This is a genomic window from Halobacterium hubeiense, assembly GCF_001488575.1.
Lineage (GTDB): Archaea > Halobacteriota > Halobacteria > Halobacteriales > Halobacteriaceae > Halobacterium > Halobacterium hubeiense.
Genome location: NZ_LN831302.1, coordinates 877,745 through 890,402 on the forward strand (window position 1 = coordinate 877,745; position 12,658 = coordinate 890,402).

Genomic DNA, 12,658 nt, shown 5'->3' on the forward strand with positions numbered 1-12,658 from the left:
CTACCCTATCGTTTCACGCTGACCGAGATACCCTCGCCGAGCGGCACGAACGCCGTCTCGAAGCCGGGGTCGTCGCGGACGTGTGCGACGTACTCGGCGATAGCCTCGGTGTGGTCGTCCACGGGCTCCGCGCCGTCGAGCGCGGCCGTGACGTTCTCCGGTTCGACCGGCCCCGCCATCACGTTGTCCGCGACGACCACGCCGCCGTCGGCGAGCTTCTCGCGGGCGTCCTCGAACGCCTCGACGTACAGCGGCTTGTCGTGGTCCAACAGTACCACGTCGAAGGGGCCGTCGTAGTCCTCGAACGTCGCCATCGCGTCGCCGGCCTCGTAGTGGGCGGTCGCGCCGTCCTGCCGGTCGAGGAACTCGCGGGCGGTCGCGAGGTTCGACTCGTCGTAGTCCGTGAGCACGATGTCGCCGTCCGCGGGGAGCGCGGTGCGGAACCACGCCGCCGAGTAGCCGAAGCCCGACCCGAACTCGAAGACGCGCTCGGCGTCCGCGAGCGTCGCCGCCACGCGGAAGAACTGGCCGACGTCCGGCCCGACGATGGGGAACTCCTGCTCGCGGCCGTATTCGGTCATCTCTCGGAGTAGTTCGGGCGGTTCGGGGTTCGCGGCGTCGAGGAGGGCGTCGATGGTGTCGCTCAACACGCGGTTCATGGGTGCGCCGTCGGGGGCGGCGCCCATAGCCGTACCGGAGTCAGCGGTTCCGGCTGACGGGGAACTTCACGCGCTCGGGGTGCTCGTTGAACGCTTCGAGGACGCGCTCGTAGAGGTCGTTGCGGACGCGCTGGGCGCGCTTCGGGCTGACGAGGTAGCGCACGCGGAGTTCCACCCACGACTCGCCCTGCTTGACGTTCACGCTCGGGCGGTCCTGCACCTCCAGTTCGACGGGCGTCTCCGCGAGCTGGCGGCGGAAGCGCTCGACCTCGCGGGCCATCGTCTCGCCGAGGTACTCCTCGGTGGTCTCCTGGAGCAGGGTCTGCGCGAACTCCAAGTCCGTCTCGTAGGCGACCTGCACGGGGAGCTCGTTCCAGACGTACGGGAACTCCTCGCGGCTGAAGTTCACGACGTGGCTGGTCAGCACGACGCTGTTCGGCACCGTGATGTGCCGGCCGGATGGCTGATTGGTGGAAACGAGTTCGCCGTTGACCTCCCACAGCGTCGTCACGAGGTAGTCCACGTCGATGACGTCGCCCTTCGAGTCGTCGATGCGCACGCGGTCCCCGACCTGATACGGCTGCTTGGTCATCACGTACACCCACCCGAGCAGGCTCAACAGCGGCTGCTGGAGCGCCAGCGACACCGCGACGCCCGCGACGCCCAGCGAGACGAGCGCGGGCACCCAGCGGTCCGTGGCGACGCCCAGCACCGCGATGGCGGCGACGACGAGGAACGCCAGCCGGAGCACGGACTGCGCGCGGTGGCGGCGGCGCTTGTCCATCGTCGCGGACAGCGCCAGCGACACCGCGACGTGGTAAGCAGCGCCGACGGCGAACGCGGTGCCGAACACGGCGAACGCGCGAGCGACGACGACCGCGAGGGGGTAGCCGCCGACCGTCGCCGCGCCGACGAGTTCCGGCGTCGTCGCCGACAGCACGCCACACGCGAGCGCCGCGAGAACGAGGACCGTCGCGCGTCGAGTCACGGCGGACGGACGGCCCGCCCGCTCAAAGAACTACCGTCCGCTACGCGTCGTGCCACTTGATGGAGCAACCCCGGGAGGGCCGCCACTCCTTCTCGACGGGGTCGCCCGCGAGGATGCTGTCGATGGCGTCGCGGACGTCGCCGCCCGGCCGCGTGGGCTCGTCGCTGGGGTTGAGCGCGTCGTCGAGGCGGCCGTTGTAGACGACCTCGAAGCCGTCGCCGGTGTTCCGCAGGAGGAACGGGTCCGGCGTGCAGACCGCGCCGTACGCGCGAGCGACGTCCTGCGATTCGTCGCGGAGGTAGGCGTCGTACTGGATGGTTCCGTCCTCGACGAGTTCCTGCATGCGCTCGAAGGAGTCGTCGGGGTACTCCTCGGCGTCGTTGGGGTTGACGCCGACGACCGCGGCGTCGTCGTAGTCCGCCGCGACGTCGTTGAGCACGTCGAACTTCGCCTTCGCGTACGGACAGTGGTTGCACGTGAACACCAGCAGGACCGCCTCGTAGTCGGCGAAGTCGTCGAGGCCGTACGTCTCGCCGTCCGTCCCCTTCAACTGGAAGTCGGGCGCGGGGTCGCCGGCGTCCAGTTCCGTCTCGGATTCCATCTCGACCATACCCGAGAGCACGGCCGCGAGCGGCAAAGTAGCCGGGGTTGCGGCACCCTCACGCGGGCGCGTAGCCGTCCGGCGTTCTCTCGACGGCGCCCTCGCGGACGAGGTGGTCGAGGTGGGCGTACGCCTCGCCGGGGCCGTGGAGGACGTGGATGCCCGACAGCGAGCCGAACAGCTCCGCGCTGACCTCCCACGCCGTCGCAGGCGCGAGGTCCGTGACGGCCCGCTCGACGCGCGCGGTGCGCTCCTCGTGGTGGGCGGCGATGTCGCGGGCGCGCTCGCTCGGCGCGAAAATCGGGCCGCGATGGCCGGGCCACGCGCGGTCCAGATTCAGGGACTGCACGCGCTCCAGGCTGTCGAGGTACCGGGCGAGCGGGCGCTCGACGCGGACGTCCGCGCCGCCGACGTTCGGCGTGTACTTCGGGAGAATCGCGTCCCCGACGAACGCCTCGCGGCGGCCCTCGCGCTCGACGGCGTACGCGACGAGGCCGGCGGCGTGCCCGGGGAGGTGGACGACTTCGGCCTCGAACGGGCCGAGCGCGACGGTGTCACCGTCCGAGACTTCCGTCACGTCCGCGGGCTCGCCGGCGAGGTCGCTGTGCTCGTCGTTGAACGCCAACAGCCCCTCGCGCTCCTTCTCGGGGAGGCCCCAGTCGTGGAGCGCGGCTTCCTGCGCGTCCCGGAGGTCCTCGCGGGCGCTCCCTCGCTGGGCGACGAGGTCCGCGTCGGCCTCGTGGACGAAGACGGCGGCGCCGCTCTCGTTCTGGACGGCGCCCGCGAGGCCGGCGTGGTCGTGGTGCCAGTGCGTGAGCAGTACGCGGTCCACGTCCGCGAACGCGACGCCGCGGGCGTCGAGGGCGGCCCGCAGTTCGGCTTCCACGTCGGGCGTCGCGACGCCCGTGTCCACGAGCGTCGTCGGCGCGGCCGCGTCGCCGTCCCCGAGGAGGTAGACGCTGTTGCGCCCCTCGAAGGCGGCGTTCGACAACTGGATGTGGTGCACGCTCCCGGCTACGCGACTGCCGGACAAAGAGCTACCTGACGCGGTACGGCTCGGGGCCGACGAGGAACCGCCCGAGGTCAGCCTCGCGCTCGTAGTCCGTCTCCCGGAGGTCGCGGAGCGCGTCCACGTACGCCGCTTCCTCGTCGTCGGTCCACTCGTCAGGGTCGAGTGCCGGCACGACCAGCCAGCCGCTCCCGTGGAGTTCCTCGCCGTGGACCTCCGCGAGGTCGACCTCGTCGGCGACGATGGCGGTGTACGTTTCGAGGACGTGGCGGGTCGCGCGCTCCCCCACGGGGAGCAGGACGTGCGCGGTGATGGCGCGCAGCTCCGCGTCGAAGAACGGCTCCATCTCCGTGTAGTCGCGTTCCGTGGGTTCGCCGTCGGGGACGCAGGCGTGGAGGTACGAGAGGAAGAGTTCGACCGGCTCGCCGTCGTCGAGCAGCCCCGCGGCCGTCAGCGCGCGGCGGAAGCGCTCGGCGCCGGGCGTTCCCGTGAACGGCACGCCGGAGTCGGCGCCGCCGTGGACGCCCGGGTGGTCGCCGACGACGTGGAAGTCCGCGTTCGCGTCGCCGTACCCCGGGACGAACGACTCGCAGGGCGGCTGCATGCCGAACGGGTTGCTCGTGCGGTCCGTGACGTTCTGCACGCCGCGCCGTAGGCGACACCCGGACTTAAGCGCCCCGAGACTGGCCGTCGTTGCCGGGCGCTGGCTGGCCCGCCCACAGACATTTGGCGGCCGCGGCCGACGCTCCCGCCATGACTGCCGTCTGGGTGCTCGGCGACCAGCTCTCCCGGGAGCGCGGCCCGCTCGCGGACGACCCCGACCGGGTGCTGTTCGTGGAGGCCAGCGAGTTCGCGCGGCGGCGCCGCTACCACCCCCAGAAGCTCACGCTCGTGTTCGCCGCGATGCGCAACCTCGCCGACGACCTGCGCGCCGACGGCGTGGACGTCGTCTACGAGCGCGCGGACTCCTTCGCGGCGGGGCTGGACGCGTACTTCGACGCCCACCCCGGCGACGAACTGGTGGTGCAGCGGCCCGCGACCCACGGCGCCGCCGACCGGCTCCGCGAACTCGTGACCGAACGGGGCGGGAGCCTGCGCGTCGTGGAGAACGAGCAGTTCCTCTGCTCGCCCGACGACTTCGACGAGTGGGCCGACGACCGCGACGGCGACGCCTACAGCCACGAGGCGTTCTACCGCTGGATGCGCCGCGAGACGGGCTACCTGCTGACCGACGGCGACCCCGAGGGCGGCGAGTGGAACTACGACGAGCAGAACCGCGAGACGCCACCTGACGACTACGAGAGCGCGCCGCTCCCGGAGTTCGAGTACGGCGAGCGCGTTCCCGAGGTCCGGGAGTGGGTCGCCGCGGAGTTCGACACGTGGGGCGACCCCGACGGGTTCGGCTGGCCGGTCGCCCGCCAGCACGCCGAGCGCGCGCTCGACGACTTCCTCGACCACCGGCTCGCGGAGTTCGGCCCCTACGAGGACGCGATGCTCGCCGACGACTGGCACCTCGACCACAGCCTGCTGTCGGCCGCGCTGAACGTCGGCCTGCTCGGCCCGCGGGAGGTCGTGGAGGCCGCCATCTCGGCGTACCGCGAGCGAGAGGACATCCCGCTGCACTCCGTCGAAGGGTTCGTCCGCCAAGTCGTCGGCTGGCGGGAGTTCGTGCGCCACGTGTACCGCCGCGAGATGCCCGAACTCGCGGACGCGAACCAGCTCGACCAGACCCGGGAACTGCCGCCGCTGTACTGGGACCCCGACGCGACCGAGATGGCCTGCGTCGGGACCGCCGTGGGGCGCGTCCACGACCGCGGCTACACCCACCACATCGAGCGGCTGATGGTGCTGTCGAACTTCGCCCTGCTGTACGGGACTAGTCCACAGGCGCTCAACGAGTGGTTCTACGGCGGGTTCGTGGACGCCTTCCACTGGGTCGTCACGCCGAACGTCGTCGGCATGGGGTCGTTCGGCACCGCGGCGTTCACGACGAAGCCGTACGCCGCGTCCGCGAACTACGTGGACCGCATGAGCGACTTCTGCGCGGGCTGTCGCTACGACCCCGACAGTACGACCGGCGCGGACGCCTGCCCGTTCAACAGCCTCTACTGGGACTTCCTCGCCGCCCGCGAGGACGACCTCCGCGCGAACCACCGGATGGGCCTCGTCTACAGTCACCTCGACGACAAGCGCGACGCCGGCGACCTCGCGGCGATTCGCGAGCGCGCCGACGCGGTCCGCTCGCGTGCGGCGTCCGGCGACCTCTGAGCCGTCACCCGGCCACCGCGTTCATAGGCGGGGCGGCGCTCACGGCCACTATGGCAGGCATCAACCCGAGCGCGCCGACGGACCCGCTCACCGACGTCCCCGAACGCGTCGAGGGCGCGCGACTCGTCGGCGTCGATGCGACGGGCACTCCCGTCTACTTCGACGAGGCGAACGAGCGGGCCTTCGAGGCCGTCGAGCGCGACGGCGAGTGGGTGGTCGGCGAGGAGCGCACCCGCGGCGCGCTCGCGGACGTGGTCGACGACGTCGGCACGCTCACGGGCTGGCGGGGACTGTCGGCGTTCGGCCGCGGCGAGGAGTGAGCGGTCGTCGCGGCCCGCCGAGCGGATTACGATTACGTAAGGGGCTATCGTTAGGTAGCCTTAACTGGCGGTCGGCCCTACCGAGGGACATGAGCGAAAGCGAGCAGTTGCCCGCGTGGTGTCCCGGCGACGGCTGGTGTTCGATTACCGCGACGGCGTCTCTCGTCGGGAAGAAGTGGCACCCGGTCATCATCCACCGGCTGCTCACGCGCGGCCCGCTCGGCTTCAACGCCCTCCAGGAGGAAGTCGACGGCATCTCCAGCAAGGTGCTCTCCGAGAGCCTCGACGACCTCGAAGAGAAGCAGGTCGTCTCCCGGACCATCGTCAGCGAGAAGCCGGTCCGCGTCGAGTACGCGCTCACCGAGCTGGGCGAGTCGCTGGAGCCGGTCGTGACCGCGCTCGAAGACTGGGGGAACGAACACCTCGAACCGGTCGAGGAAGAAGCGGCTTCGGTCGTCTGAGTCAGCGACCGCGGAGAATTACGTGGTTGTGCGCGTACCGGGCGCGACGACCGGCGGGACCGCTAGTCGAGGACGGCTTCGGCTTCCGGTTCGGCCGCTTCCTCGGCGTCCTCCTCGCTCTCGTCGAGGGAGAGCCGGTAGAGGTTCTGACGGGCGTCCGGGATGTAGATGTCCTTCTCGACGACGTCGGCCTCCTGCAGTCGGTCGAGGGCGTCCCGCACCGTTCGCTGGGACAGCCGGGAGTTCTCGACGATCTGCTTCTGCGTGAGGCCGCCGTTGTACTCCAGTACTTTCAGCACGAGCTTCGCACTCGGGGGCAGGTCCTGAACGAGTTCGTCGGTCGTCGTCATCTAATCGTACTGTGGACCGCCACCCCCTTTAGCGCTCGGTAACGGAGGTGTGAGCCAGTTACCGCGAGGTAACCGCCCCCTCGAAACGCGCCGCCGGCGACGGCGAAGGGCCGCGAAAATCCGAGGCGTGGAGCCGCCTAGACGGTGTCCGGTTCGACGTCTTCCGTGTACGTGCGCTTCCACGCGAGGACGTCCTCGATGGCGTCGCGGCCCGCGTCCGTGATGCGGTAGTAGTTCGTCCGGGAGTCCCGTTCGCCCTTCTCGACGAGACCGCGCTCGGCCAGCGAGTCGAGGTTCTGGTAGACGCGGGCGTGCAACACCGCCGAGCCGTAGTACTCCTCCAGTTCCGACTGAATTTCCATGCCCTTCGGGTCGTCGAGCCCGCAGAGCACGCAGAGGACGTCGCGCTGGAATCCCGTCGTCTCGTCTCGCTGTCCCATGCGCGACCCAACTCCTCCTAAAATTATAACTATTTCGACGCTAACTTAACGCCGGTCAGTCCGCAATCTCCGCCTCGTAGCCCGCGAACTCCACGGATTCGAGGAGTGCTTCGGTGTCCGCGTCGCCCTCCACGGTCGCGACGCCGTCGGCCTCGTCGGCGTCGGCGTCCTCGACGCCGTCGACGCCTTCCAGCGCGTTCTCGACGATGTCCTCGCAGCCCTCACAGCCCATGCCTTCGACGGTGAGTGTCGTCGTCATGTCGTCGCTACGTACGCGGCCCGCCGGCTAGGGCTTTTCGGCTTCCGGCGAGGCCGCCGGGAGAATCGTGGCGGACTCCGTTACCGGCCGAACAGCCGGTAGTCCTCGTCGGGGGAGTACCTGCGGAACAGCAGGCTGTTCGTGAGCACGCTGACGCTGGAGACGGCCATCGCGGCGGCCGCCAGCACCGGCTGGAGCAGCCCGAGGGACGCCAGCGGAATCATCGCGGTGTTGTACCCCAGCGCCCAGAAGAGGTTCTGCTTGATCTTCGAGAGCGTCCCCTCGCTGACGCGGATGGCCTTCACGACGTCGTAGGGGTCGTCGCGCATCAGCGTGACGTCCGCGGCCTCGATGGCGACGTCCGTCCCGGAGCCGATGGCGACGCCGACGTACGCCGTCGCGAGCGCGGGCGCGTCGTTGACGCCGTCCCCGACCATCATCGCCTGCGTGCCGTCCGCCTGGATGTCCTCGACGGCGTCGGCCTTCTCGTCTGGGAGCACGCCCGCGCGGACGTTCTCGGGGTCCACGCCGACCTGCTCGGCGACGGCGCGCGCGGTGCGCTCGTTGTCGCCCGTGATGACGTGGACGTCCACGCCGCGCTCGCGGAGGTCGGCGACGGCGCGCGCGGAACTCTCCTTGACGGTGTCGGCGTCCGCGACGACGCCCGCGACGCGGCCGTCCACGGCGACCAGCATCGCGGTCTTCCCCTCGCGTTCGAGGCGCTCCATCTCGCTCTCGGCGGGCGCGACGTCCACGCCCGCGTCTTCGAGGAGCTTCCGGTTGCCGACCAGCACCTCGCGGCCGTCCACGGTCGCTTTCACGCCCTGTCCGGGGACGTTCTCGAACTCCTCGGCGTCGCCGACGTCGACGCCGCGCTCGCGTGCACCATCGACGATTGCCCGGCCAAGCGGGTGCTCGCTGCCGGACTCGGCGGCCGCGGCCATCCGCAGGACGAACGACTCGTCGACCTCGGGGGCCGCGAGCGCGCCGCCGTCCGGGGCCGCGCGCTCGTCGTCCACCACGACCACGTCAGTCAGCTCCATCTCGCCGGTCGTGAGCGTGCCCGTCTTGTCGAAGACGACCGTGTCCACGTCGCGGACGCGTTCGAGGACGTCGCCGCCCTTGAACAGGACGCCGTTCTGCGCGCCGATGCTGGTGCCCACCATCGTCGCCGCGGGCGTCGCCAGCCCGAGCGCGCAGGGACACGCGATGAGCACCGCGGACGCGAACACGACGACGCTGAACTCGAAGACGCCGACCGCCGCGGGGCCGCCGACCACGACGCCCCACAGCGGCAGCGCGCCGATGAAGTTCGCCAGCGCCTCGGGGAATGCGTACCAGACGACCGCCCAGAAGACGGCGTTGAGGATGACCGCGGGCACGAAGTACGCGGAGATGCGGTCGGCGACGTTCTGAATCTCGGGCTGGCGGGACTGGGCCTCCTTGACCGTCTGGACGATTTGCTGGATGGCGGTGTCCTCGCCGACCTTCGTCGCCTCCACGACGAGCACGCCGTTCTCGTTGACCGTGGAGCCGACCACCTCGTCGCCGGGCTCCTTCGAGACCGGAACGGACTCCCCAGTGACCATCGACTCGTCGACCGCGGACTCGCCCTCGACGACCACGCCGTCCGTGGGGATCTTCTCGCCGGGCCGCACCTTCATCCGGTCGCCGACTTCGACCTCGGAGAGCGGGATTTCCTCCTCGGTGCCGTCCTCGCGGACGACGGTCGCGGTGTCGGCCTCCATCTCCAGGAGCTTCCGGAGCGCGTCGCTGGCCTGGCTCTTCGAGCGCGCTTCGAGGTAGTTCCCGAGCGTGATGAACACGAGGATGAGCGCGGCCGTGTCGAAGTACAGCCCCGCCTCCGGGAGGATGCCGAGCAGCGCGACGACCGAGTAGACGTACGCGGTCGTCGAGCCGAGCGCGATGAGCACGTCCATGTTCGCGGTCCGGTTCTTCACGAGCGCCTTGTAGGAGTTCTCCAAGAACTCGCGGCCGAGCACGGCGTACACCGGCGTCGCGAGCAGGAACTCCACCCAGCCGAAGCGCGCGCCGAAGACGGTCTCCGGGAGGACGCCGCCCCCGAGGAGGTGGGTCTCCACGACAAAGAACAACAGCGGCGCGGACAGCAACGCGCCGAACAGCGTGAGGTTCCGCTGGTGGCGGGTTTCGGCCTCGCGCGCCGCGTCCGCGGCGCTCCGACTGTCCTCCGTGTCCTCACCGCCCTCGCCGCCGTCCTCGCGGACGGGCGAGTAGCCGGCGTCCTCGATGGCGTCGTAGACCGCCTCGAAGTCCACCTCGGCGGGGTTGTAGCGGACGCTCACCTCGTCGGTGGCGTAGTTCGCGTCCACCGAGACGACCCCCGGGACGTCGCCGACCGCGTCCTCGATGGTGGTCGCGCAGTTCGCACACGACATGTCCGTCACCGTCATCGTGCGGTCGTCGTCCACCGGGTCGTAGCCGGCGTCCTCGATGGCCGCGTAGATTTCCCCGAGCGACACCACTTCCGGGTCGTACTCGACGGTCCCGCCGTCCGTGGCGAAGTTCACGTCGGCGTCGCGGACGCCGTCGAGGGCGGTAACCGCGTCCGCGACGGTGGACGCGCAGTTCGCGCACGTCATCCCCGAGACGTCGACGTGGATTCGGCGCTCTGTCATTACGTGCTAGTACGTTCTAATGGTTCAAGCGAGTTGCCCCTTCGAACGTTCGACAAGCGCGGCCCTGAACTTTCGATTCCGAAGCCGCCGGTCAGTGGGCGGGCGCGTAGCTCTCGGACACGACGTTCAACACGAACACGCCCGTCAACAGCAACGCGACGCCGAGGAGCGCGGCGGCGTCCACGCGCTCGTCGAAGAACACGGCGCCAGCGCCGACCGCACCGACGATGCCCACCGCCGACCAGGTCGCGTACACCAGCCCGACGGGCAGCGTCTCCAGCGTGCGCCCGAGGAAGTAGAACGAACACAGGTAGCCGACGACCACCGCGCCGGTCGCGGCGGGATTCGAGAAGCCGTCGGAGAACTTCAGCGCGGTCGTCCCCGCGATTTCGGCGGCGATGGCCGACGCCAGGTAGACGTACGCGTTCATGCGTCGGCGGTCGCTCTAATCGAAGATAACGGTTCGCTCGGACTGCACGCCGCGAGAACGCGCGCGTTCAGAAGTGCAGTATCGTGAACGCGGCCGCGAGCCCGGCGAGCGCGACGAGGTTCAGGCCGACGGACTGCTTGTGGTAGCGCGCGAACGCGTCCGAGCCGGCGGCCTCCATCTTCGGAATCAGCTGGTAACGCGCGTAGAGGTTCGCGAGGAACGCTGCCACGACGCCGACGTCCGCAATCAGCGGCGGTTCGCCGACGTCCGCCACGAGCGGGCCGACGGCCCACGCGACGAGCACGATTGCGCCCATCCAGATGCCGAACGAGTAGTAGCGCGGGAAGACGACGTTGACCGCGTCGCCGGCGCGCTCCTCGCCGAGCTCGTCGAACAGCGCGGGCGCGGCGACGAACGAGAAGAAGACGATGCTGCCGAGCCACATCCCGAGCGCGGCGTGCACGAACAGGGAGACGACGCTCATGTCCCAGTCCTCGGCGGCCACCCATCTCAACGTTCGGGATTTAAGTCTCGGGCGCGGGTACGACCGTGCAATGTCGAGACAGGGGCGCCGCGTGCTCGCGTACGCCGGCCTCCTCGCGGCCGTCGCGGCGACGTACACCGTCGCGTTCAAGCACGGGATGGCGTTCTTCGAGGGCGACGAGCTGACATACGTCGAGTCCCTCCAGTTCGTCGGGCAGACGTTCACCACCACGGGGTACGGCGAGTACGCGCCGTGGACGTCGAACGTGATGCTGATTACGGTGGTCGTGATGCAGCTCAGCGGCGTCTTCCTCATCTTCCTGACGCTGCCGCTGTTCGTCGTGCCGTGGATAGAAGAACGGTTGGAGGTCGAGCCGCCCCGCAGCGTGGACCTCGAAGGCCACGTCGTCATCTGCGGGTTCGGCGCGCGCGACGAGACGCTCGCCGCGGAGCTGGACGCGCAGGGCGTCGAGTACGTCGTCCTCACCGACGACCGCGAGACCGCGCTGTCGCTGTACGAGGACGGCTGGCAGGCGGTCCACGGCGACCCCGAGACCGAGCGCGGCCTCGAACGCGTGAACGTCGCGGACGCCCGCACGGTCGTCCTCGACGAGAGCGACGAGCGCAACGCCACCATCGCGTTGACCGTCGGGGACCTCGCGCCCGACGTCCAGACGGTGTGTTTCGTGGAGGACCCGTCGCTGGCGGAGTACCTCCGGTACGCGGGCGCGGACCGCGTGCTCGGACCACGAGAGATTCTCGGCCGCAGCCTCGCGCGAAACGTCACGACCACTATCTCCTCCCGGCTCGGGGACGCCGTCGAAATCGGCGAGGACTTCGAAATCGTGGAGATGCCAGTCCAGTACGGCAGCGACCTCGACGGCGCGACGCTGGGCGACACCGACCTCCTCGAACCCGGCGGCGTGAACGCGGTCGGCGCGTGGTTCGCCGGCGAGTTCGTCGGCTCCCCGGACCCCGACCGGGAACTCACGCGCAACACCGTGTTGCTGGTCGCGGGCCGCGAGGACGAACTCGAAGCCTTCGAGGGGCGGACGCTCGCGCCCGACGAGCGGGGCGGCGAGCACGTCGTCGTCGCGGGGTACGGCGAGGTCGGCTCGACCGTCCGCGAGGTGCTCGACGAGGAGGACATCGACACGACGGTCGTGGACGTCGAGGACCGCCCCGGCGTGGACGTCGTCGGGGACGCCACCGAGGGCGGGACGCTCCGGAGCGCGGGCATCGAGGACGCGACCGCGCTCGTGCTCGCGCTCGGCGACGACACCTCGACGGTGTTCGCCACGCTCGTCGCGCGCGAGGCCAGCGAGCGCGTGGAGATTCTCTGCCGCGCGAACGACACCGAGAGCGCCCGCAAACTGTACGCGGCGGGCGCCGACTACGTGCTGTCGCTGGCGACCGTCGCCGGCCGGATGCTCGCCCAGACCATCCTCGACGAGGACGTGATGGCCCTCGACAAGCAAATCGACGTCGTGCGCACCGAGGCACCCGCGCTCGTCGGGCAGACGCTCGCCGAAGCCGACGTCCGCGCCCGCACCGGCTGCACGGTGGTCGCCGTCCAGCGCGGCGGGGAGGTCGTCTCCCAGCCGGACGCGAGCTTCCGCGTCCGCGACGGGGACGCGCTGGTCGTGGTCGGCGCGGACGCCGACGTCGCGCAGTTCAACGAGCTGGCGGGCGTCCACGCGACGCCGCCGTAGCCGCGCCCGAAAACGGTGCGA

At 70.2% G+C, this 12,658-nt stretch carries 15 protein-coding genes; 4 read left to right on the top strand and 11 right to left on the bottom strand.

Annotated elements, in window-relative coordinates; all coding sequences use genetic code 11:
* Positions 1-5: 5 nt before the first annotated feature.
* From HHUB_RS04560 to HHUB_RS04580, 5 genes are read right to left on the bottom strand one after another with little or no spacing between them, the layout of a single operon-like run.
* Positions 6-659: an O-methyltransferase gene (locus HHUB_RS04560; protein WP_059058196.1), complete on the bottom strand. Its 654-nt coding sequence runs from the start codon at positions 657-659 to the stop codon at positions 6-8.
* A 40-nt stretch (positions 660-699) separates the two neighbouring features.
* Positions 700-1,647, bottom strand: coding sequence for a mechanosensitive ion channel family protein (locus HHUB_RS04565; protein WP_059056411.1), 948 nt, complete (start codon positions 1,645-1,647; stop codon positions 700-702).
* Positions 1,648-1,687: 40 nt separating this feature from the next.
* Positions 1,688-2,257 carry a thioredoxin family protein gene (locus HHUB_RS04570; RefSeq protein WP_059056412.1) on the bottom strand — a complete coding sequence of 190 codons (570 nt, stop codon included), beginning with the start codon at positions 2,255-2,257 and terminating at the stop codon, positions 1,688-1,690.
* 49 nt (positions 2,258-2,306) lie between these two features.
* Positions 2,307-3,254 (bottom strand): MBL fold metallo-hydrolase, encoded by a 948-nt coding sequence (locus HHUB_RS04575; RefSeq protein ID WP_082687167.1) that lies wholly within the window; start codon positions 3,252-3,254, stop codon positions 2,307-2,309.
* A 31-nt stretch (positions 3,255-3,285) separates the two neighbouring features.
* Positions 3,286-3,900, bottom strand: coding sequence for a uracil-DNA glycosylase family protein (locus HHUB_RS04580; protein WP_059056414.1), 615 nt, complete (start codon positions 3,898-3,900; stop codon positions 3,286-3,288).
* 110 nt (positions 3,901-4,010) lie between these two features.
* Between HHUB_RS04580 and HHUB_RS04585 the strand changes: the two genes are divergently transcribed.
* The 3 genes from HHUB_RS04585 (at position 4,011) to HHUB_RS04595 (ending at position 6,306) form a co-directional block, all read left to right on the top strand.
* Positions 4,011-5,525 carry a cryptochrome/photolyase family protein gene (locus HHUB_RS04585; protein ID WP_059056415.1) on the top strand — a complete coding sequence of 505 codons (1,515 nt, stop codon included), beginning with the start codon at positions 4,011-4,013 and terminating at the stop codon, positions 5,523-5,525.
* A 50-nt stretch (positions 5,526-5,575) separates the two neighbouring features.
* The gene (locus tag HHUB_RS04590) at positions 5,576-5,845 is read left to right on the top strand and encodes a hypothetical protein (RefSeq protein ID WP_059056416.1); all 270 of its coding nucleotides are present in this window, start codon (positions 5,576-5,578) and stop codon (positions 5,843-5,845) included.
* Positions 5,846-5,934: 89 nt separating this feature from the next.
* Complete coding sequence (locus tag HHUB_RS04595) at positions 5,935-6,306, top strand: winged helix-turn-helix transcriptional regulator (RefSeq protein ID WP_059056417.1); 372 nt, start codon at positions 5,935-5,937, stop codon at positions 6,304-6,306.
* A 62-nt stretch (positions 6,307-6,368) separates the two neighbouring features.
* Here the strand turns inward: HHUB_RS04595 and HHUB_RS04600 are convergent, their stop codons facing one another.
* From HHUB_RS04600 to HHUB_RS04625, 6 genes are all read right to left on the bottom strand, one after another.
* The gene (locus HHUB_RS04600) at positions 6,369-6,656 is read right to left on the bottom strand and encodes a MarR family transcriptional regulator (protein ID WP_059056418.1); all 288 of its coding nucleotides are present in this window, start codon (positions 6,654-6,656) and stop codon (positions 6,369-6,371) included.
* A gap of 137 nt (positions 6,657-6,793) precedes the next feature.
* A complete protein-coding gene (locus HHUB_RS04605; RefSeq protein WP_059056419.1) occupies positions 6,794-7,096 on the bottom strand; it encodes a PadR family transcriptional regulator in 303 nt (100 codons plus the stop codon).
* A 55-nt stretch (positions 7,097-7,151) separates the two neighbouring features.
* Complete coding sequence (locus tag HHUB_RS04610) at positions 7,152-7,355, bottom strand: heavy-metal-associated domain-containing protein (protein ID WP_059056420.1); 204 nt, start codon at positions 7,353-7,355, stop codon at positions 7,152-7,154.
* 80 nt (positions 7,356-7,435) lie between these two features.
* Entirely contained in the window at positions 7,436-10,012 is a 2,577-nt protein-coding gene (locus tag HHUB_RS04615) for a heavy metal translocating P-type ATPase (protein WP_059056421.1), read from the bottom strand.
* A gap of 91 nt (positions 10,013-10,103) precedes the next feature.
* On the bottom strand, positions 10,104-10,442 hold the full coding sequence (locus HHUB_RS04620) for a DMT family transporter (RefSeq protein ID WP_059056422.1): 339 nt from the start codon (positions 10,440-10,442) through the stop codon (positions 10,104-10,106).
* Positions 10,443-10,509: 67 nt separating this feature from the next.
* Positions 10,510-10,926 (bottom strand): DUF4149 domain-containing protein, encoded by a 417-nt coding sequence (locus HHUB_RS04625; protein WP_082687254.1) that lies wholly within the window; start codon positions 10,924-10,926, stop codon positions 10,510-10,512.
* Positions 10,927-10,996: 70 nt separating this feature from the next.
* On the opposite strand from HHUB_RS04625, the gene HHUB_RS04630 reads away from it, so the two are divergent.
* The gene (locus tag HHUB_RS04630; RefSeq protein WP_059056424.1) at positions 10,997-12,637 is read left to right on the top strand and encodes a potassium channel family protein; all 1,641 of its coding nucleotides are present in this window, start codon (positions 10,997-10,999) and stop codon (positions 12,635-12,637) included.
* Positions 12,638-12,658 lie beyond the last annotated feature (21 nt).

Coding starts and splice junctions, on each gene's coding strand:
- HHUB_RS04560 (WP_059058196.1), bottom strand. CDS start 659: ATGAACCGCGTGTTGAGCGACACCATCGACGCCCTCCTCGACGCCGCG.
- HHUB_RS04570 (WP_059056412.1), bottom strand. CDS start 2,257: ATGGTCGAGATGGAATCCGAGACGGAACTGGACGCCGGCGACCCCGCG.
- HHUB_RS04585 (WP_059056415.1), top strand. CDS start 4,011: ATGACTGCCGTCTGGGTGCTCGGCGACCAGCTCTCCCGGGAGCGCGGC.
- HHUB_RS04590 (WP_059056416.1), top strand. CDS start 5,576: ATGGCAGGCATCAACCCGAGCGCGCCGACGGACCCGCTCACCGACGTC.
- HHUB_RS04595 (WP_059056417.1), top strand. CDS start 5,935: ATGAGCGAAAGCGAGCAGTTGCCCGCGTGGTGTCCCGGCGACGGCTGG.
- HHUB_RS04600 (WP_059056418.1), bottom strand. CDS start 6,656: ATGACGACGACCGACGAACTCGTTCAGGACCTGCCCCCGAGTGCGAAG.
- HHUB_RS04605 (WP_059056419.1), bottom strand. CDS start 7,096: ATGGGACAGCGAGACGAGACGACGGGATTCCAGCGCGACGTCCTCTGC.
- HHUB_RS04610 (WP_059056420.1), bottom strand. CDS start 7,355: ATGACGACGACACTCACCGTCGAAGGCATGGGCTGTGAGGGCTGCGAG.
- HHUB_RS04615 (WP_059056421.1), bottom strand. CDS start 10,012: ATGACAGAGCGCCGAATCCACGTCGACGTCTCGGGGATGACGTGCGCG.
- HHUB_RS04620 (WP_059056422.1), bottom strand. CDS start 10,442: ATGAACGCGTACGTCTACCTGGCGTCGGCCATCGCCGCCGAAATCGCG.
- HHUB_RS04625 (WP_082687254.1), bottom strand. CDS start 10,926: ATGAGCGTCGTCTCCCTGTTCGTGCACGCCGCGCTCGGGATGTGGCTC.
- HHUB_RS04630 (WP_059056424.1), top strand. CDS start 10,997: ATGTCGAGACAGGGGCGCCGCGTGCTCGCGTACGCCGGCCTCCTCGCG.